Here is a 16,870-nt window from a genome sequence, read left to right on the forward strand (position 1 = left end):
GCTGTAAAGGATACTGTTGGCAGATCGAACACTTCTACAGTATCAGAAGCAGTATCAGTACACCCATTTGCATTGGTAAAACTATAGGTAATATTTTGATTTCCTGTTCCTGCAGTAGTAGGATTAAATGAATAAGTAGTTCCATTGCCATCATCAGTTACTCCATTTCCAGAATACGTTCCTCCACTCGGAGTTCCACCACCTAATCCTGTTTGTATTCCAGCATCGATACATAGATCAGTAGGAGCTGTAAAGGATACTGTTGGCAGATCGAACACTTCTATAGTATCAGAAGCAATATCAGTACATCCATTTGCATTGGTGAAACTATAGGTAATATTTTGATTTCCTGTTCCTGCAGCAATAGGATTAAATGAATAAGTAGTTCCATTGCCGTCATCAGTTACTCCATTTCCAGAATACGTTCCTCCACTAGGAGTTCCGCCACCTAATCCTGTTTGTATTCCAGCATCGATACATAGATCAGCTGGAGCTGTAAAGGATACTGTTGGCAGATCGAACACTTCTACAGTATCAGAAGCAGTATCAGTACACCCATTTGCATTGGTGAAACTATAGGTAATATTTTGATTTCCTGTTCCTGCAGTAATAGGATTAAAGGAATAAGTAGTTCCATTCCCATCATCAGTTACTCCGTCTCCAGAATATGTTCCTCCACTCGGAGTTCCACCACCTAATCCTGTTTGTGTTCCAGCATCGATGCATAGATCAGCTGGAGCTGTAAAGGATACTGTTGGCAAATCGAACACTTCTATAGTATCAGAAGCAGTATCAGTACACCCATTTGCATTGGTAAAACTATAGGTAATATTTTGATTTCCTGTTCCTGCGGTAATTGGATTAAAAGAATAAGTAGTTCCATTGCCATCATCAGTTACTCCATTTCCAGAATATGTTCCTCCACTAGGAGTTCCGCCACCTAATCCTGTTTGTATTCCAGCATCGATACATAGATCAGCTGGAGCTGTAAAGGATACTGTTGGCAGATCGAACACTTCTACAGTATCAGAAGCAGTATCAGTACACCCATTTGCATTGGTAAAACTATAGGTAATATTTTGATTTCCTGTTCCTGCTGTAGCAGGATTAAAGGAATAAGTAGTTCCATTGCCATCATCAGTTACTCCATTTCCAGAATACGTTCCTCCACTCGGAGTTCCACCACCTAATCCTGTTTGTATTCCAGCATCTACACATAGATCAGCTGGAGCTGTAAAGGATACTATTGGTAATTCAAATACTTCTATAGTATCACTTGCACTAGAACTACAGGTGCCCGAACTGGTATATGTTATTGTATGGGTTCCTGTTCCTGCGGTAGTAGGATTAAAAGAATAAGTAGTTCCATTGCCATCATCAGTTACACCGTTCCCAGAATACGTTCCTCCACTTGGACTGCCGCTACCTAATCCTGTTTGTATTCCAGCATCGATACATAGATCTGCAGGAGCATTAAAAGTAACGACATCGTCTGGAGTAACAACAACGTTAGTATTTCCACAAGCACCTGGTACAACACATAAACCACCTTCACCTCTTACAAAATACGTAGTATTTGCAGCGGATGGTGTAACTACAAAAGTTGATGAGGTGGTTGTTCCTATCTCAGTTCCACCACAAGATCCTGTATAAATATGCCATTCTGTAGCATCATTAAGATTTCCGTTGATTGTTAAAGTGGTGGATTCGCCATTACAAATTGTTGTAGGACTATGGGTTACCATTGGTACATCTGGATCGGTGCAAGGAATAGCAGTAAGATTTACATTAAATAACAGATCAGTTCCCACTTGCGCACTTCCATTTTGATAACGTTGTCCATCAATATAGTCTAAAGCATCGTCGTTGTCATAAATTAGATTAATTTCACTAGAAACATCAAAGGTGTAGGATTGTCCTGCGATTAATATTATGTTTAAGGCTGAAAAATCAAATTCAGTAAACGTTATAGGATTTCCGGATGGACTGGTTGATTGGTTGCTAAGTGTTCCTAAGATTGTTCCAGAGTATCCTTCTCCACTTCTTAGGGTAACCGTGACCAGTGTGCTAAAAGTAGCTACCACTCTAATATTATCAAGAATTCCATTGCAAGTAGGAGTGAAGCTTTGTCCAGAATTACCCGTTGTTGCACCGATAAGTGTCTGGTCTTCATTTTCTATAGTACACTGGCTATGAGCGTTATGTAATATAATCAATAATAAAAAAAAGAATGTATTTTTTTTCACTTTAAAAATATTTAGGGCATACCTCTTTTAGAGTTGTCAACACCTTGTTTAAAAGTTATTAACAATATAAATTAAGAGCTTTATTCTTTAAAAGTACTTACTGTTATGACTCTGAGGTTTTTAAATGTTTACGGTGTAAATATAGATAATTATTTTTTGTTGATAACTTTGGGTTGTTTAAGCTTCTTTTAGCAAAGTGATTTTTGACATGAAAAAGTTACTTTTAATGTGTCTTAAATTACTTTTTTAAAGCCTCTAAATTTTTAGTTAGAAATAGCTAAGTTTTCTATTTTTGCGACATGCCTTATTTCCTAATTATAGCGTTGCAAGTTTTTTGTATTTATCATGTAATTAAAAATAGACGTGAGTACTATTGGTACTTTTTGATCTTGTTTCTTCCAGTAATCGGTAGCCTCATCTATTTGGTAACTCAAGTATTTAATAAAAGAGATCTTGATAAAGTGCAAAATGAAATTGTAAGTGTCATTAATCCAACAAAAAAAGTTAATGACCTTAGAAGGCAAGTAGAGTTTGCTGACACCTTTCAAAATCGAATAAATCTGGCTGATGCTCTATATGAAATAGGTGATTATAAATCTGGTATCGGAGAATATGAAATAGCTTTAAAAGGGAACTATACATCAGATCCTGGAGTAGTTAAAAAGCTATTAGAAGGGTATTATCAAACAAATGAATACCAAAAAGTTATTTTTTGTGCAGAACATATCTCAAAACGATCGGATTTTAAAGGTTCCAGAAGTCAGTTTTTATATGGTTTGGCGCTGGAAGAAGAGGGGAAATCTGAAGAAGCAGAGAAGAACCTTAAACCAATAGATCAACGCTATTCTAATTATGAAGAACGTTATACACTAGCTAAATTCTTTTTAGAAAAAGGAAAAGATGCAGATGCAAAAGAAATCTTATCTGAAATTGTTTTAGAATCTCAACATATGTCAAAACCCAATCGTAATAGATATCGAGGCGTGGTAAATGACGTTAAAAAACTATTGACTTCCTTATCCTAGAGTAAATATTTGATCACCTTTTTATTTAGTTTAAGTAACTAATAATACCTATAATTCTGATTGGATTCGCATTAACCCTTTATATTCCCTTTGCATTTCGCAAAAACTTTCTATTTTTACAGAAATCAAAGTCCCCCGAGAATCTTGAAAATCAAACCTATTCAAATATCCCTATTCTTAATACTCATATTGGGTGGATTATTTGGACTAATGTTTTTAAGTCAAAAAGGAGGGATCCAAAAAGAACAGATTCAGGAAGATGGATTTTCTTATGAAGGGTTATCTTTAAAATATCCTACTTATAAGACTTTTTTAGCTTTAGAAAAAGATTCCTCGCTTACTAAAGAAGATATACTAAAAGTAACGGAGGTTGTTACTCCTGTAGCCGACGAAGGGGATTTAGAAGAAAATACTTCTCCTGAGATGGTTGCTAAAAAAGATAGTATTCAACGTCCTGATTTTTCTAAAATAGATACTACTCAGATTGAACGGATACGTTATCCTGCCAGCAATCCTGATTTTGCTAAAGAATTGCAAGCTAAACTTTCTTCCCGATCTTGTAGAATTATTCATTATGGAGATTCGCAAATTGAGGGGGATAGGATTACAGGATATATTAGAAATAGATTACAAGGGATGTATGGTGGTAGCGGACCAGGATTTATTCCTGTGAAACCTGTTTATAATCAAATTGCAGCGATCGTAAAACCAAGTGAGAATTGGTTCAGGTATGCTAGATTTGATCCCACGCAAGAAAAATTTAAGCATAGAAAGTATGGTGCTTATATGTCAGTTTCGAGATTTACAAAACATCTTAAAACGCCTCCAGATAGTACTGCATTGGATTCTATGCCAATTATAAAAGCATCTGTTGTGATTGGTAAATCTAAGAAAGCTTATGCTAAATTTAGAAGGTTTACGAATATTGGATTACATTATGGAAACTGTAACTACCCAATAAAAATTTCAGTATACAACAACGATAAGCTAATTCAACAAGATAGTTTAAAAGCAGATGGTAAGTATCATAAATATAAAATCAAAACCAATACTACTCCAAGTAATTTAAAAATAGAATTGGAAGGTAAGATAAGTGCAGATTTTTATGGACTTACATTGGACGGAGGCTCAAAAGTGCAAATGGATAATGTGGCTATGCGAGGTTCTTCGGGAACCATTTTTTCTAGTACAAATGCTTCTGCATATGGACAAATGGCAAGAAACTTAAACCCCAAAATCATAATTATGCAGTATGGAGGGAATACAATGCCATATCTTAAAGATTCTACAAAAGTGGATAGCTATGCAAAATCTATGGTAAATCAGATTAATTGGTTAAGACGTAGGACAAAGAATGCAAGTTTTATATTTATTGGCCCTACAGATATGTGCCTTCCTGTTAATGGTAAAATGGAAACTTATCCATTGTTACCTTATCTGAATGAAAAACTCATACAAACTTGTTCGGAGAATAATGTTGCTTATTGGAGTATGTACGATGCAATGGGAGGAAAGGGATCCATGCCTTTTTGGGTAGAAGAGAAGTTAACTGCGAATGATTACATGCATTTTACATGGAAAGGAACTAAAATTATTTCAGAATTATTTTTTACCGCTTTATATCTAGATCTTAAAGAAGAACTGAATGATGAAACATAAAATAGTATGTTTTTATGTGTTTTTGTCTAGTTCCTTAGTCTGGGGACAAGATTACACTTTGGATACCATTCAGAATAAATATTCATTTATCAATTGGAAAGCCAATCAGATTAAGTTTGTAGAAAATGCTCCTTCGTTTGCGAAGCTATTTCGAAAACTTGATACCATTGCCAAAGGAAAAGAAGAAAATGTTCATATTTTTCATATTGGAGGCTCTCATATTCAAGCAGATATTTATTCCAATAGATTAAGGACGTATTTACAGCATATGAGTCCTACTGCCAAAGGACAAAGGGGTTTTATTTTTCCATATAAAATAGCGCATACCAACAATCCAAGTAACTATAATGTTGAGTACGACGGAAACTGGACTGGATACCGTTGTTCCATCAAAAAAGATAGTGTTGCTTGGGGAATGTCTGGTGTGACGGCAGTTTTTAAAGATTCTATTGCTAATATTAAAATAAAGGCGAATCACAGAGGATATGATGCGCAACAATATGATTTTAATAGGATTCGAATCTTTTATGATAACTGGAGTGAAGATTATGAAATTCGATTTAAAGAAGAAGGTTTAATAGCAGACACCAAAGTAAACAAAGAAGCTCATTTTGTAGAATACGTATTGACACAAACGTTAGAAGAATTAGAGTTTTGTGTACAAAGAATAGGAAATCCAGAAAACCCAGAGTTTTTAATGATGGGAATGGAGCTTATGAATGATAATCCTGGAGTACAGTACACTACAATTGGAGTTAATGGTGCTAGTTTTAGTTATTATGATCGCTGTAAGTTCTTTAATGATCAGTTGATGTTGTATACTCCTGATTTATTTATCGTTTCGGTCGGAACCAATGATGCGTACCATCCTGATTTTGATCCAGAAGAGTATACCATGTATTACGAGAATCTTATTTTGAACGTACAAAAAGCCAATCCTGATTGTGCTATTTTGTTAACTGTACCTAATGATTCTTATTACAAAAGGAAATATCCAAATCCTAGAACAAGGGTAATGCAAAAAATTATCTATAAATTGGCCGAGAAACATAAAATGGCCGTTTGGGATTTTTATGAAATAATGGGAGGATTTAATTCTTCCAGAGATTGGTATCAACATAAACTGATGCCAAAAGACAGAATACATTTTACACAATTGGGATATAGAATTAAAGCAGATTTATTATTACAGGCTATTACGAATTCATGGGAAAAAGAATTACAGTTAGCTCCTAATTCTGTTTTGAATCAAATTATTAATGAATAGATTAATAGACATTTTTTCTTTTTCGGAGGATTTTCCTTTGATATTTACACAAGCAGATTTCTGGATTTTCTTCGCAGTGATCTATTTCCTGTATGCAATTATTTACAGTAAAAAGAATTTACGAAGTGCATATTTGTTTGCGATTAGCTTACTTTTTTATTACAAAACCAGTGGTCTGTTTATTGGTATTTTGCTTTTTAGTACTGTAAATGATTTCTTTTTAGGAAAGGCTATATATCATAGTAAATCAATTATAGTAAAAAAACTACTGGTTGCATTTAGTGTAATTATTAATCTTAGTACGCTATGTTATTTTAAGTATGCATATTTCTTTACAGAATCCTATAATACTCTTTTTAATACAGATTATGAGGTAATTAATTATTTAGCCCAATTTGCTAATTCATGGGCGAATGCAGATTATTTTACCGTAGATACTATCATTTTACCAGTAGGAATCTCTTTTTACACCTTTCAAACGATTAGTTACAGTGTAGACATATACAGAAAGCAAATAGAACCTTTGAAATCGATCATTGATTTTGGGTTTTTTGTAAGTTTCTTCCCTCAGTTAGTAGCCGGACCAATCGTTAGAGCTGCAGATTTTGTTCCTCAAATCAGAAAGGAAATTTCAATTACCAAAGAAGAATTTGGTAATGCAACTTTTATGATCCTAAAAGGATTGATTAAAAAGATGTTGTTTGCAGATTTTATAGCCATGAATTTTATGGATCGGGTGTTTGATGTGCCGGATATGTTTTCTGGATTTACAAATATCATGGCAATGATCGGATATTCTTTGCAGATTTATGGAGATTTTTCTGGTTACACAGATATTGCTATCGGATTGGCTCTACTTATGGGGTATAAATTGCCCGTTAATTTTAACTCTCCTTATAAAGCTATTCATTGTGGGGATTTTTGGAGGCGCTGGCATATATCCTTATCAAGTTGGTTAAAAGACTATTTATATATTCCTATAGGAGGAAATCGTAATGGAAGTATTTTTTCTTACGTTTTTATTATTGTATTTACCTTTTTGGGAGCTTTTGCATTTGCGGATTTTGGTGTTGCTATCATTTCCACAGCCTTCATAGGTTTTTTATTAATCATAACGGTGTTTTCTTCTAAAGTAGCATGGCATTTTAATAGGAATGTAAATATCATGATTACAATGTTGGTTGGAGGCCTTTGGCATGGTGCTTCTTGGAAATTTGTTATTTGGGGAGGTCTTAACGGTATTGGGATTGTAACCTATAAATATTGGCGTAAAATTAGCCCTTATGAGAATTCTACAGCTTGGTATGCGTTATTGTGGAGAATTGCATTAACATTCGCATTTATAACTTTTACTAGAATTTACTTTAGAGGAAATAGTATGGATCATATAGATCGTTTCTATCAGGCAGTAATGACCAATATGGATTGGGGGAACGCTCTAACGGTATTATGGGAGTATAGATTGGTTTTTATCGTAATGCTCATAGGATATATTACCCATTGGTTACCCTATAAAACAAAAGATTGGATATTAGAACAGTTTATAAAAAGTAATATTGTTATCAAAGGTCTTATAGCTACAATAGTAGCAATTATATGTTATCAAACTTATGCAGCCGATTTTCAACCATTTATTTATTTTCAGTTCTAATCTTAATTTTAAGATACGATTTAAAAGTTGTCATAAAAGAACTTTATTTCCATCAGTATAAAATTATGTAAGCGTGTTTCATCATATTCATCCATATGAGCCATTTTTCCCTGAAGGTGCTACTAAATTGATAGTAGGGACATTGCCGCCACCGAGATTTACAACAGGAGAATTAAATGAAAGAGATGTTGATTTCTGTTATGGAAGTAGCAATGGATTGTTATGGCCTGTACTAGATAAGATTTTTGATCTAAATTTAAAATTTGAAACGACTCATGAAGCTGCAGAACAGCGCAGAAACTTTTTGACTTCAAGAGGTATAGGAGTTTGTGATATTGTGGGTAGCTGTGTTCGTGAAAAAGTAGACGCTTCGGATTTAGGAATGAAAAATCCAAAACTGAGAGATATTGTGTCTTATTTAAAACTGTATCCCGAAATAGAGATGCTCATATTTACTGGAGGTAATAGTAAAAATGGACCAGAATATTTTTTTAGAAAGCATTTGAAAGATTATAACCTTAGGTTAGAGGTAATATCTAACGAAATTCCTAGAATTCATCAGTTTCAGTTAGATAATCGTTTTATAAAAACAGTTTCATTAACAGCTCCTTCAGGTACTGCAAATCGAGCCATTGGTAGTCTACAACTTTATAAAGATTTAAAAAGTAAAGACCCAAAATTTAATACCATTGATTTTCGAATGATGCAATATCGTGAGTTCTTTTAAGATATTGCGAATATTATTTTTGATAGCGATAATGCCCAATAATGGTATAATCAAATAAACAATCAGCTAGTACTTGTCCACCGCCAATGTTATGTACGATGAGATAACGTTTTTGGTCACTGGATTTTTTATCTACAACCAATCCGATATGCGTGAGTCCGCCACCTAAACTCCAACAAACGATATCTCCAGGTAGGTAATCCTCGGGCTTATTGGAAATGGATTTTACGGTACCAAATCTGGAAAAAAACTTCATAAGATTAGGAACTCTTCTATGATCTATGTTTTTATCAGTTTTAGATAATCCCCAGTTCTTAGGATAGCTGCTAAAATTTGATTTCATATCCTCGTGTACCTCTTTTTGCAGGTCGATTCCTAGTTTGCGATAAGCTCTTATAACTACATCGGTGCATACGCCTTTATCACTAGGTACGTCACCATTAGGATAGGAAATGGAGAAATAAGAAGGGTCGTACGTAACCTTTTGTTCTGTTAATGTTAAGGTAGCATCAGATAACTTTTTGTAAAAATCTTCTTGGCCTGTTATGATATTACATAACGTACAAGTGATTAAGAATAGAATAAGTTTATGCATGAAATATTATTTTGACTTTATTAACGTTATTAATGTTTTATTATTAAGAAAAATCTTGCATTATAAAAGATTAATTCTTTTTTTTGAGGCCAGATTAAAAATAAATGAATTGTTTCAAAATACAAACAAGTATTTATTTTCGTCCCCCTAGTCTGCATCTGAAATAATACCTCTTAGCGAAGGTGACTAAAATTAGTTACTAGGATATTTCGTTATGAGAATTCATCATTTATTTGTTTTTATATTTCTGCTAGCAGGCTATTCCTATGGCCAACAGCTTGACATAGATTTTTCTAGAAATGGTTTGTTAGTATTTAAAGAACTTGGATCAGAATCATCTCATATCATTGATTTCGATGTTGTTGCCGAAAGCAAGATTAATGTCTTATACGAGGCAGACTCCAAAAAGCATTTGGTACGTTTATATAAAAACGGTAAGAAGGATACTGATTTTTCGGCTAGAACAGGTAGTTTTAATAATGAGTATACAATACCTGTAGCAATTGATTCTAAAGAAGACGGAAGTGTATTGGTGCTATCTAATTTTTGGAATGGGCATAGCTGGATGGTTTCCGTAAATGAATTTTATGAAGATGGTATGATGAATATTGGTTTCGGTAGTAGCGGATTCTACAAAAAGAATATTATGGATAATTTTGATGATAATTATGGTCAATATATCCATGCTTCTTCTACAGACGAAATAATCGTTGTGGCCAAGGTGCAGCATTTTAACGTTAATAGTGCTGCTAAAAAAGAAAAGATTGGGATTCTTAAGCTTTCGGGTGTTGGAGAGACACTATCAGCTGGCTTATATGACGATCATGATTTTACACTCAATTGTTCTGCAATGGATAATGATCAGTTGTTATTAGCGTATTCTGAATCTATAGATGGAGGACAAGAGCAAGCTACCTATTTGGCAAGTTTAGATAGTGATCAGATGGCTTATAATAAGTTGGATTGTATTACTATCGAAGAGAATTATCAATCCTTTGATCAGATTATACTATGTAATGAAAAGCTATACACCTCTCAAATGGAAGATGATTCTGAAGGTGTTTATCATATTCGTAAATATGATGTTGATGGTACACCTGATACCTCATTTTATGATAGTGGAAAAATGAGCTATAGTGCTGATATTTATAACACTAATTTTGTTGTAAATAAAAAAGGAGAAGTGTTTATTATTTCTACAAGTTTGGATAATGAACTTGAAATACTGATCAAAAAACTATTAGATACCGGTGAAGTAGATCCTAGCTATGGTATAAATGGTGAAACTTCGATTTATCTTAAGTATCCTATTCTCGATTTAGGGAAGATGCATTTAGATGATAAAGATGAATTGTATATCTCTGGTTCTATGCGAATCGATGGAGGTTCTTATGGTTTTATATCAAAAGTAAAATTGAATATTCAGCAATTAAAAAGAGAAAAATTAGAAAAATTCTTAGACAACTTATTCAAAAAAGAATAGCAAAGCTATTTAGATAGCTCTTCTAATCGTTCTCTTTCTGTTTTACTTAGTTTATCAATACCTTGATCATTTATTTTTTCTAATAAATCGTTGAGCTCCTTTTCCTTTTCAACTTTACTAACGTTATATCGATCATCTACATCTAATAAGCCTTCTGGTTTTTTCTGAATATCTTTTTTAAATTCTAAAAACCCTGGTTTAAACCATTTAATGAATACGAAAATCAGAATAATTGCGATTATTAGTGGTATAGATATAAAACTCATCAGTTATGATGTTGTTATAGAAGTTCTTGGATTTGTCTCAATGTATTTAGGATTAAAAATATAGAAAAATATAGTATGTTATAAGTTTTGTACCATATTATCGTATTTGCTTAATAAAATCTTCCACCGCATCAGCGCCATTTTGGGTTAGATGTTTAATAAAAGCAGATCCAATAATGGCACCTTTTGCTGTTTTAGTAGCTTGTAAAAAGGTTTCGTTATTACTAATTCCAAATCCTACGATTTGTGGATTTTTTAATTGAAGCCCTTCGATTCTTTCAAAATATTCTTGTTGTACATTTCCAAAAGTGTTTTTTGCACCTGTAGTACTTGCAGAACTTACCATATAAATAAACCCATTCGAAACACTATCTATAAAACGAATACGTTCTTCAGAAGTTTGTGGAGTAATAAGAAATACATTGATTAATCCATATTTTTCAAAGATTTCTTGGTATTGTTCATGATACTCAGCAACAGGTAAATCTGGAATGATTAAACCATCAATTCCTATTTCCTGGCATTTTGCGCAGAATGCTTCTACACCATATTGCATCATTGGATTAAAATATCCCATGATGATTAACGGAATGGAAACAGTTTCTCTAATATCTTCTAACTGTTCGAAAAGTAATTTGGTGGTCATTCCATTTTTTAAAGCTGCTGTAGAGCTTTCTTGGATGGTTGGACCGTCTGCTAAAGGATCACTAAAAGGCAATCCAATTTCGATCATATCTACACCACTTTTTTCTAAATCTTGAATGATTTTTTTTGTGTCATGTAATGATGGGTATCCTGCCGTAAAGTATATAGATAATAGCTTTTTGTCTTGTGCTAAAGCTGTGTTTATTCTGTTCATGTTTTTTAATATTGAGTATTTAGTATAAAGTGTTGAGTAAAAATGACTTTGATATTAAATACAAGCTGTTAATTTTCTTAGATGGTTTATCTTTATTTTGTCATCCCAGCGTAGGCTGGGATCCATTCTGTATATTTAATTATACCAATCGGAAGCCAAATCATTCCAAGAAAGATTGTCTTCTTCTATAAGATTAATTTTCCATTGTCTTTTCCAAGTTTTTAATCTTTTTTCTCTGATAATAGCATCATTTACATACTGATGAGTTTCAAAGTAAACCAATGTATTCAGGTTATACTTTTTTGTAAAGCCGTCAATCAATTTGTTTTTATGCTCAAAAACTCTTCTTTCAAGATTGTTAGTCATCCCTATATAAAGTGTTCCGTTTTTCTTGTTTGAAAGAATATATACAGCATATTGATGTTCTGGTTTTAGCATTTTGTTTTATTATGGATTCCAGCCTACGCTGGAATGACAATTTCTTAATTTTCTTATATAGTTATATTATTTTATTGAGTATTAAACTATAAAATATGGAAGAAACGAAGTATTCCAGACATTAGAATTTTCACACTAACGACTAAATACTCATTGCTAATTTTACAATTTAAAATAATCGATATACGTATTTAGATCTTTATCACCTCTTCCGGATAAACTAATCACTACAATATCGTCTGGTTTGAATTTTTTGTCATTAAAAATTGCTAAGGCATGCGATGTCTCGATAGCCGGAATGATCCCTTCCAACTGAGATAATTCTAAACCAGCGGTCATTGCATCATCATCGGTTACCGAAAAGAACTCTCCACGTCCTGATTTATATAAATGCGAATGTAGTGGCCCAACTCCTGGATAATCCAATCCTGCAGAAATAGAATAAGGTTCGGTGATTTGTCCATCAGGAGTTTGCATTAATAAGGTTTTACATCCATGAATGATTCCTTCTTTACCTAACTGCGAAGTTGCAGCACTTTCACCACTGTTCACTCCTTTTCCGGCGGCTTCTACCGCTATGATCCCAACACTCGGTTCATCTAAGAAATGATAGTAAGTTCCGGCAGCATTACTTCCTCCACCGATACAGGCTACAACATAATCCGGATTTTCTCTACCTTCTTTTTCTTTTAACTGCCATTTGATTTCTTCTGAAATAATAGACTGAAAACGAGTTACCATATCAGGGTAGGGATGAGGTCCAATAGCAGAACCTATAATATAGTGGGTGTCTACTGGATTATTAATCCAATCTCTAATAGCTTCGTTAGTAGCGTCTTTTAAGGTTTTACTACCTGATTTGGCTGGTCGTACTTCCGCACCTAACATTTTCATGCGTGCTACATTCGGAGCTTGACGTTTGATATCAATTTCTCCCATATATACGATACACTCGATACCCATTAACGCACAAACAGTTGCTGTAGCCACACCATGTTGTCCGGCTCCTGTTTCTGCAATGATTCTGTTCTTACCTAATTTTTTGGCAACAAGGATTTGACCAATAGTATTGTTTACTTTATGTGCTCCTGTGTGATTCAAATCTTCGCGTTTAAGGTACACTTTGGTATTATGTTTTTCCGAAAGTCGTTTCGCATAATACAAAGGTGATGGTCTACCTACATAATCGCGTAATAGTTGATCGAACTCTTCTTTAAAAGAAGGTTCGTTCATAATGTCTAAATACGTAGATCGTAATTCTTCTACATTTGGATATAGCATTTCTGGGATGTATGCTCCACCAAAATCTCCGTAATAACCTTTTTCATTTACTTGATAGCTCATTTTATTTTTTGTTTTTGTGTTTTGGGCGTGACCTTCGCTCTCCTCAGGTCGGGCTATCCGTTGCAATTCCTCGTTTTATTTTTCTCTGTTTCTACTTCGACAAGCTCAGTATGACAATTAGAGCAAAACAAATCTCCGGGATTTACACTGCTATCCCTCACGCATTCTATTTAATTCTTCTTTAAAAATCTTTAATTCCTCGATATTTTTTAATCCTGGTGCTGTTTCAAATTTACTATTTACATCAATGGCGTAAATGGGTAAATCTGTTTTTAGAATTTCTTTTACTTTTTCAATCTCATCTAATCCAATACCACCACTTAAAATAAAAGGTGTTTCGGATGGATAGTTGTTTAAAACACTCCAATCAAATGTATATCCATTTCCTCCCTTTTCTTTGCCTTTGGTGTCAAAAAGGAAATAATTTACAATACCTTCATAAGGTTGTAGTATTTCAAAATTAAATTGATCTTTGATTGAGAAAACTTTCCATATTTCAATAGATTCAGTATTTTCTGTTTCAGAAAAACACTCCAACTCAGATTGTAAATCTCTACAATATTGCGGAGATTCGTTTCCGTGCAATTGAATTACCTTAAAATTGTATTTTTTTACTTTCTCAATTACAAAATCTATGGAAACATCTACAAAAACTCCTGTTTTTTTTATTTCAGCAGGTAACCTTAGAATGTCTCCATCAAATTTTCTGGGTGATTTTTCATAGAAAATAAAGCCCAAATAGTCCGGCTGTAATTCAGCGACTGCTTGCATATTTTCCTGATATTTCATTCCGCAGACTTTTAGCTTCATGATTGCAATGCTTTTAAGAATTCTATAGCACTCTGACCTGGATTTTCTGTTTTCATAAAGTTTTCACCAATAAGAAAACCTTTGTAATCATATTGCTGTAAATCTTTGATAGCTTCGATACTACTAATACCACTTTCTGAAACTTTTACAAAGTCATCAGGAATATGTTTGCTAAGTTCTTTGCTGACATCCGTACTAACTTCAAAAGTTTTAAGGTTACGATTATTAACTCCGAGCATATCTAAAGATGGCATAATAGATTTTTCTAATTCTTCTAAATTATGCACTTCTAATAATACATCCAGTGATAATTTTTTAGCAAATTCAGAAAGTGATTTTATTTCATCTCTTGATAGGACTGCAGCGATTAATAGGATAACATCTGCGCCATAAGCTTTGGCTTCTAACAATTGATATTCATCAATAATAAATTCTTTACGTAATAAAGGCATCGATGTGGATGCTCTTGCAAGTACTAAATCATCCAAAGATCCTCCAAAATATTTTCCATCCGTAAGTACTGACATTCCACATACGCCAGCGGTTTCATATCCAATAGCCACGTCTTGTACACTAACCTTTTGATTAATGACAGCTTTTGAAGGCGATCTACGTTTATGTTCTGCAATAATTCCAGTATCACTGTTGAGTAGAGCCTCAGCAAGGGAGTTCCCTTGTCTATTAAATAATACTGAATTTTCTAGTTGTTGAACTGGTATGATACTTTTTCTAAGTTCAACTTCTTTGTATTTATCGGCAACTATTTTGTCTAGTATGTTCATCATTTGTCATCCTGAACTTGTTTCAGGATCTTATTAATTAATATTCTTTTTCTAGATTCCAGATCAAGTCTGGAATGACAATTTTCTTTAGTTTTTGCTAAGTTCCTGTACTTTTTTTAAGGCTGTTAACCCTTTTCCTGATAGCAACGATTCTTTTGCTTTTTCGAAGCCTTCTTTAGGTTGTAATCCTTCCACAGTGGCGATTGCCATACCCGCATTGGCACAAACTACATCATTCTGTGCTTGGGTACCCTTACCACTCAGGATATTCATGAAAATAGTAGCAGATTCTTCTACGGAATCACCACCAACAATATCTTCCATTTGTAAAGCTTGTACTCCAAAATCTTCTGGAGTAAGCATTCCTTCGGTATTATTAGATATGGTTTTGGTACTTCCGGTAAGTGAAATTTCGTCATATCCATCTAACGCATGAATAATGGTAAAGTTTTTATCTGTATTTTGATATAGATATCCGTACATTCTTGCCAGTTCAAGGTTAAAAACTCCAACGATTTGATTCTTTGGAAATGCTGGATTTACCATTGGTCCTAGCATATTGAAGAACGTTTTTACTCCCAATTCTCTTCGTATCGGAGCTACATTCTTCATGGCAGGATGAAATAGAGGAGCGTGTAGTACACAAATTCCAGCTTCATCAATACTTCTTTTCAAAAAGTCTTTGTCATTACTAAACTTAATTCCCAGATGTTCCATCACATTGGAGCTACCACATTTTGAAGAAACTCCATAATTACCATGTTTAGTAACTTTGATTCCAGCTCCTGCAGAAACAAAAGAGGACAGTGTAGAAATGTTAAAAGTATCTTTTCCATCTCCTCCAGTACCACATAGATCTATAGGATTATATTCGCTAAGATCTACTGCGATACATAGTTCTAATAGTGCATCTCTAAAACCTTCTAATTCTTCAACAGTAATGCTACGCATCATGTACACAGTAAGGAAAGATGCAATTTGGCTTTGATTATAAGCTCCTTGAGAGATATTCACAAGTACTTGTTTTGCCTCTTCTTTAGAGATTGTTTCGTGATTGATTAATCTATTTAGTAATGCTTTCATTGTGTGTTTTGATTTTGTACTTCTTTTTTTGTGTGTCAGATACTAATTATTAATCCAATTTTCTAACATCTTTTTTCCATCGGGAGTAAGCACTGATTCCGGATGAAATTGAACTCCTCTTACGTCTAATTCTTTATGTCGGATAGACATAATTTGCCCATTCTCGTCAAACGAAGTAGCTTCTAGGCAAGAAGGTAGGTCTTTATCTGATACCACCCAAGAGTGATATCGACCAACATCAAAAGAGTCATTGAGTCCTTCAAAAATTACTTCGTCAGATACAGTAAGTTTTACTTTTGTAGCAACGCCATGATATACATCATCGAGATTAATAAGACTTCCTCCAAAAACTTCTCCAATTGCTTGTTGCCCAAGACATACTCCAAAAATACTTTTGGAATCCGCGTAGGTTTTAATGATGTCCTTTAGCAACCCAGCTTCATCAGGAATACCAGGACCTGGAGATAGTAATATTTTATCATAAGCAGCTACTTCCTCGATATGTAGTTGGTCATTTCGTTTTACTATCACCTCGCAACCTAGATCCTCTAAATAATGAACTAGGTTATACACGAATGAATCGTAGTTATCTATTACTAATACTTTTTTCATTTTTTTAGTTAGAGTTTGTAAGC

The 16,870-nt window shown here is 33.7% G+C and carries 16 protein-coding genes; 6 read left to right on the plus strand and 10 right to left on the minus strand.

The genetic code is table 11. The features are described from left to right. A partial coding sequence (locus Q1B37_RS11250; RefSeq protein WP_299898721.1) for a hypothetical protein occupies positions 1 to 2,246 on the minus strand: 2,246 nt, incomplete at its 3' end. 422 nt (positions 2,247 to 2,668) lie between these two features. On the opposite strand from Q1B37_RS11250, the gene Q1B37_RS11255 reads away from it, so the two are divergent. The 5 genes from Q1B37_RS11255 to Q1B37_RS11275 all read left to right on the plus strand — a co-directional run bounded on the left by Q1B37_RS11255 (position 2,669) and on the right by Q1B37_RS11275 (position 8,575). Further along, positions 2,669 to 3,271 (plus strand): hypothetical protein, encoded by a 603-nt coding sequence (locus Q1B37_RS11255; protein WP_299898723.1) that lies wholly within the window; start codon positions 2,669 to 2,671, stop codon positions 3,269 to 3,271. A 144-nt stretch (positions 3,272 to 3,415) separates the two neighbouring features. Beyond that, the gene (locus Q1B37_RS11260) at positions 3,416 to 4,930 is read left to right on the plus strand and encodes a lipase (protein WP_299898724.1); all 1,515 of its coding nucleotides are present in this window, start codon (positions 3,416 to 3,418) and stop codon (positions 4,928 to 4,930) included. Then, positions 4,917 to 6,197, plus strand: a complete 1,281-nt coding sequence (locus Q1B37_RS11265; protein WP_299898725.1) for a GDSL-type esterase/lipase family protein — start codon at positions 4,917 to 4,919, stop codon at positions 6,195 to 6,197. The genes Q1B37_RS11260 and Q1B37_RS11265 overlap by 14 nt, the downstream gene beginning before the upstream one ends. Beyond that, positions 6,190 to 7,848 (plus strand): MBOAT family O-acyltransferase, encoded by a 1,659-nt coding sequence (locus tag Q1B37_RS11270; protein ID WP_299898727.1) that lies wholly within the window; start codon positions 6,190 to 6,192, stop codon positions 7,846 to 7,848. Before Q1B37_RS11265 ends, Q1B37_RS11270 begins: the two co-directional genes overlap by 8 nt. A gap of 73 nt (positions 7,849 to 7,921) precedes the next feature. Beyond that, entirely contained in the window at positions 7,922 to 8,575 is a 654-nt protein-coding gene (locus tag Q1B37_RS11275; protein ID WP_299898728.1) for a uracil-DNA glycosylase family protein, read from the plus strand. 13 nt (positions 8,576 to 8,588) lie between these two features. Here the strand turns inward: Q1B37_RS11275 and Q1B37_RS11280 are convergent, their stop codons facing one another. After that, positions 8,589 to 9,170 carry a DUF1287 domain-containing protein gene (locus tag Q1B37_RS11280; protein ID WP_299606401.1) on the minus strand — a complete coding sequence of 194 codons (582 nt, stop codon included), beginning with the start codon at positions 9,168 to 9,170 and terminating at the stop codon, positions 8,589 to 8,591. 214 nt (positions 9,171 to 9,384) lie between these two features. Between Q1B37_RS11280 and Q1B37_RS11285 the strand changes: the two genes are divergently transcribed. Continuing rightward, positions 9,385 to 10,653 carry a hypothetical protein gene (locus tag Q1B37_RS11285; protein ID WP_299898730.1) on the plus strand — a complete coding sequence of 423 codons (1,269 nt, stop codon included), beginning with the start codon at positions 9,385 to 9,387 and terminating at the stop codon, positions 10,651 to 10,653. Positions 10,654 to 10,658: 5 nt separating this feature from the next. Here Q1B37_RS11285 and Q1B37_RS11290 read toward each other — a convergent pair whose 3' ends face one another. The 8 genes from Q1B37_RS11290 to Q1B37_RS11325 form a co-directional block, all read right to left on the minus strand. Then, positions 10,659 to 10,919 carry a DUF6576 domain-containing protein gene (locus tag Q1B37_RS11290; protein WP_299898732.1) on the minus strand — a complete coding sequence of 87 codons (261 nt, stop codon included), beginning with the start codon at positions 10,917 to 10,919 and terminating at the stop codon, positions 10,659 to 10,661. A gap of 97 nt (positions 10,920 to 11,016) precedes the next feature. After that, on the minus strand, positions 11,017 to 11,778 hold the full coding sequence (trpA, locus tag Q1B37_RS11295) for a tryptophan synthase subunit alpha (RefSeq protein ID WP_299606409.1): 762 nt from the start codon (positions 11,776 to 11,778) through the stop codon (positions 11,017 to 11,019). A gap of 135 nt (positions 11,779 to 11,913) precedes the next feature. Further along, complete coding sequence (locus Q1B37_RS11300; protein WP_299898734.1) at positions 11,914 to 12,216, minus strand: GIY-YIG nuclease family protein; 303 nt, start codon at positions 12,214 to 12,216, stop codon at positions 11,914 to 11,916. A gap of 162 nt (positions 12,217 to 12,378) precedes the next feature. Next, a complete protein-coding gene (trpB, locus tag Q1B37_RS11305) occupies positions 12,379 to 13,560 on the minus strand; it encodes a tryptophan synthase subunit beta (RefSeq protein WP_219010584.1) in 1,182 nt (393 codons plus the stop codon). Positions 13,561 to 13,710: 150 nt separating this feature from the next. Continuing rightward, positions 13,711 to 14,370, minus strand: a complete 660-nt coding sequence (locus tag Q1B37_RS11310) for a phosphoribosylanthranilate isomerase (RefSeq protein WP_299898735.1) — start codon at positions 14,368 to 14,370, stop codon at positions 13,711 to 13,713. Beyond that, complete coding sequence (trpC, locus tag Q1B37_RS11315) at positions 14,367 to 15,152, minus strand: indole-3-glycerol phosphate synthase TrpC (RefSeq protein WP_299899321.1); 786 nt, start codon at positions 15,150 to 15,152, stop codon at positions 14,367 to 14,369. Before trpC ends, Q1B37_RS11310 begins: the two co-directional genes overlap by 4 nt. Positions 15,153 to 15,239: 87 nt before the next feature. Next, positions 15,240 to 16,235: an anthranilate phosphoribosyltransferase gene (gene trpD, locus Q1B37_RS11320; RefSeq protein ID WP_299898737.1), complete on the minus strand. Its 996-nt coding sequence runs from the start codon at positions 16,233 to 16,235 to the stop codon at positions 15,240 to 15,242. Positions 16,236 to 16,277: 42 nt separating this feature from the next. Further along, positions 16,278 to 16,847, minus strand: coding sequence for an aminodeoxychorismate/anthranilate synthase component II (locus Q1B37_RS11325; RefSeq protein WP_299898738.1), 570 nt, complete (start codon positions 16,845 to 16,847; stop codon positions 16,278 to 16,280). Between the last annotated feature and the right edge of the window lie 23 nt (positions 16,848 to 16,870).

Origin of the sequence: uncultured Aquimarina sp., assembly GCF_947492965.1 — a bacterium.
Taxonomy (GTDB): domain Bacteria; phylum Bacteroidota; class Bacteroidia; order Flavobacteriales; family Flavobacteriaceae; genus Aquimarina.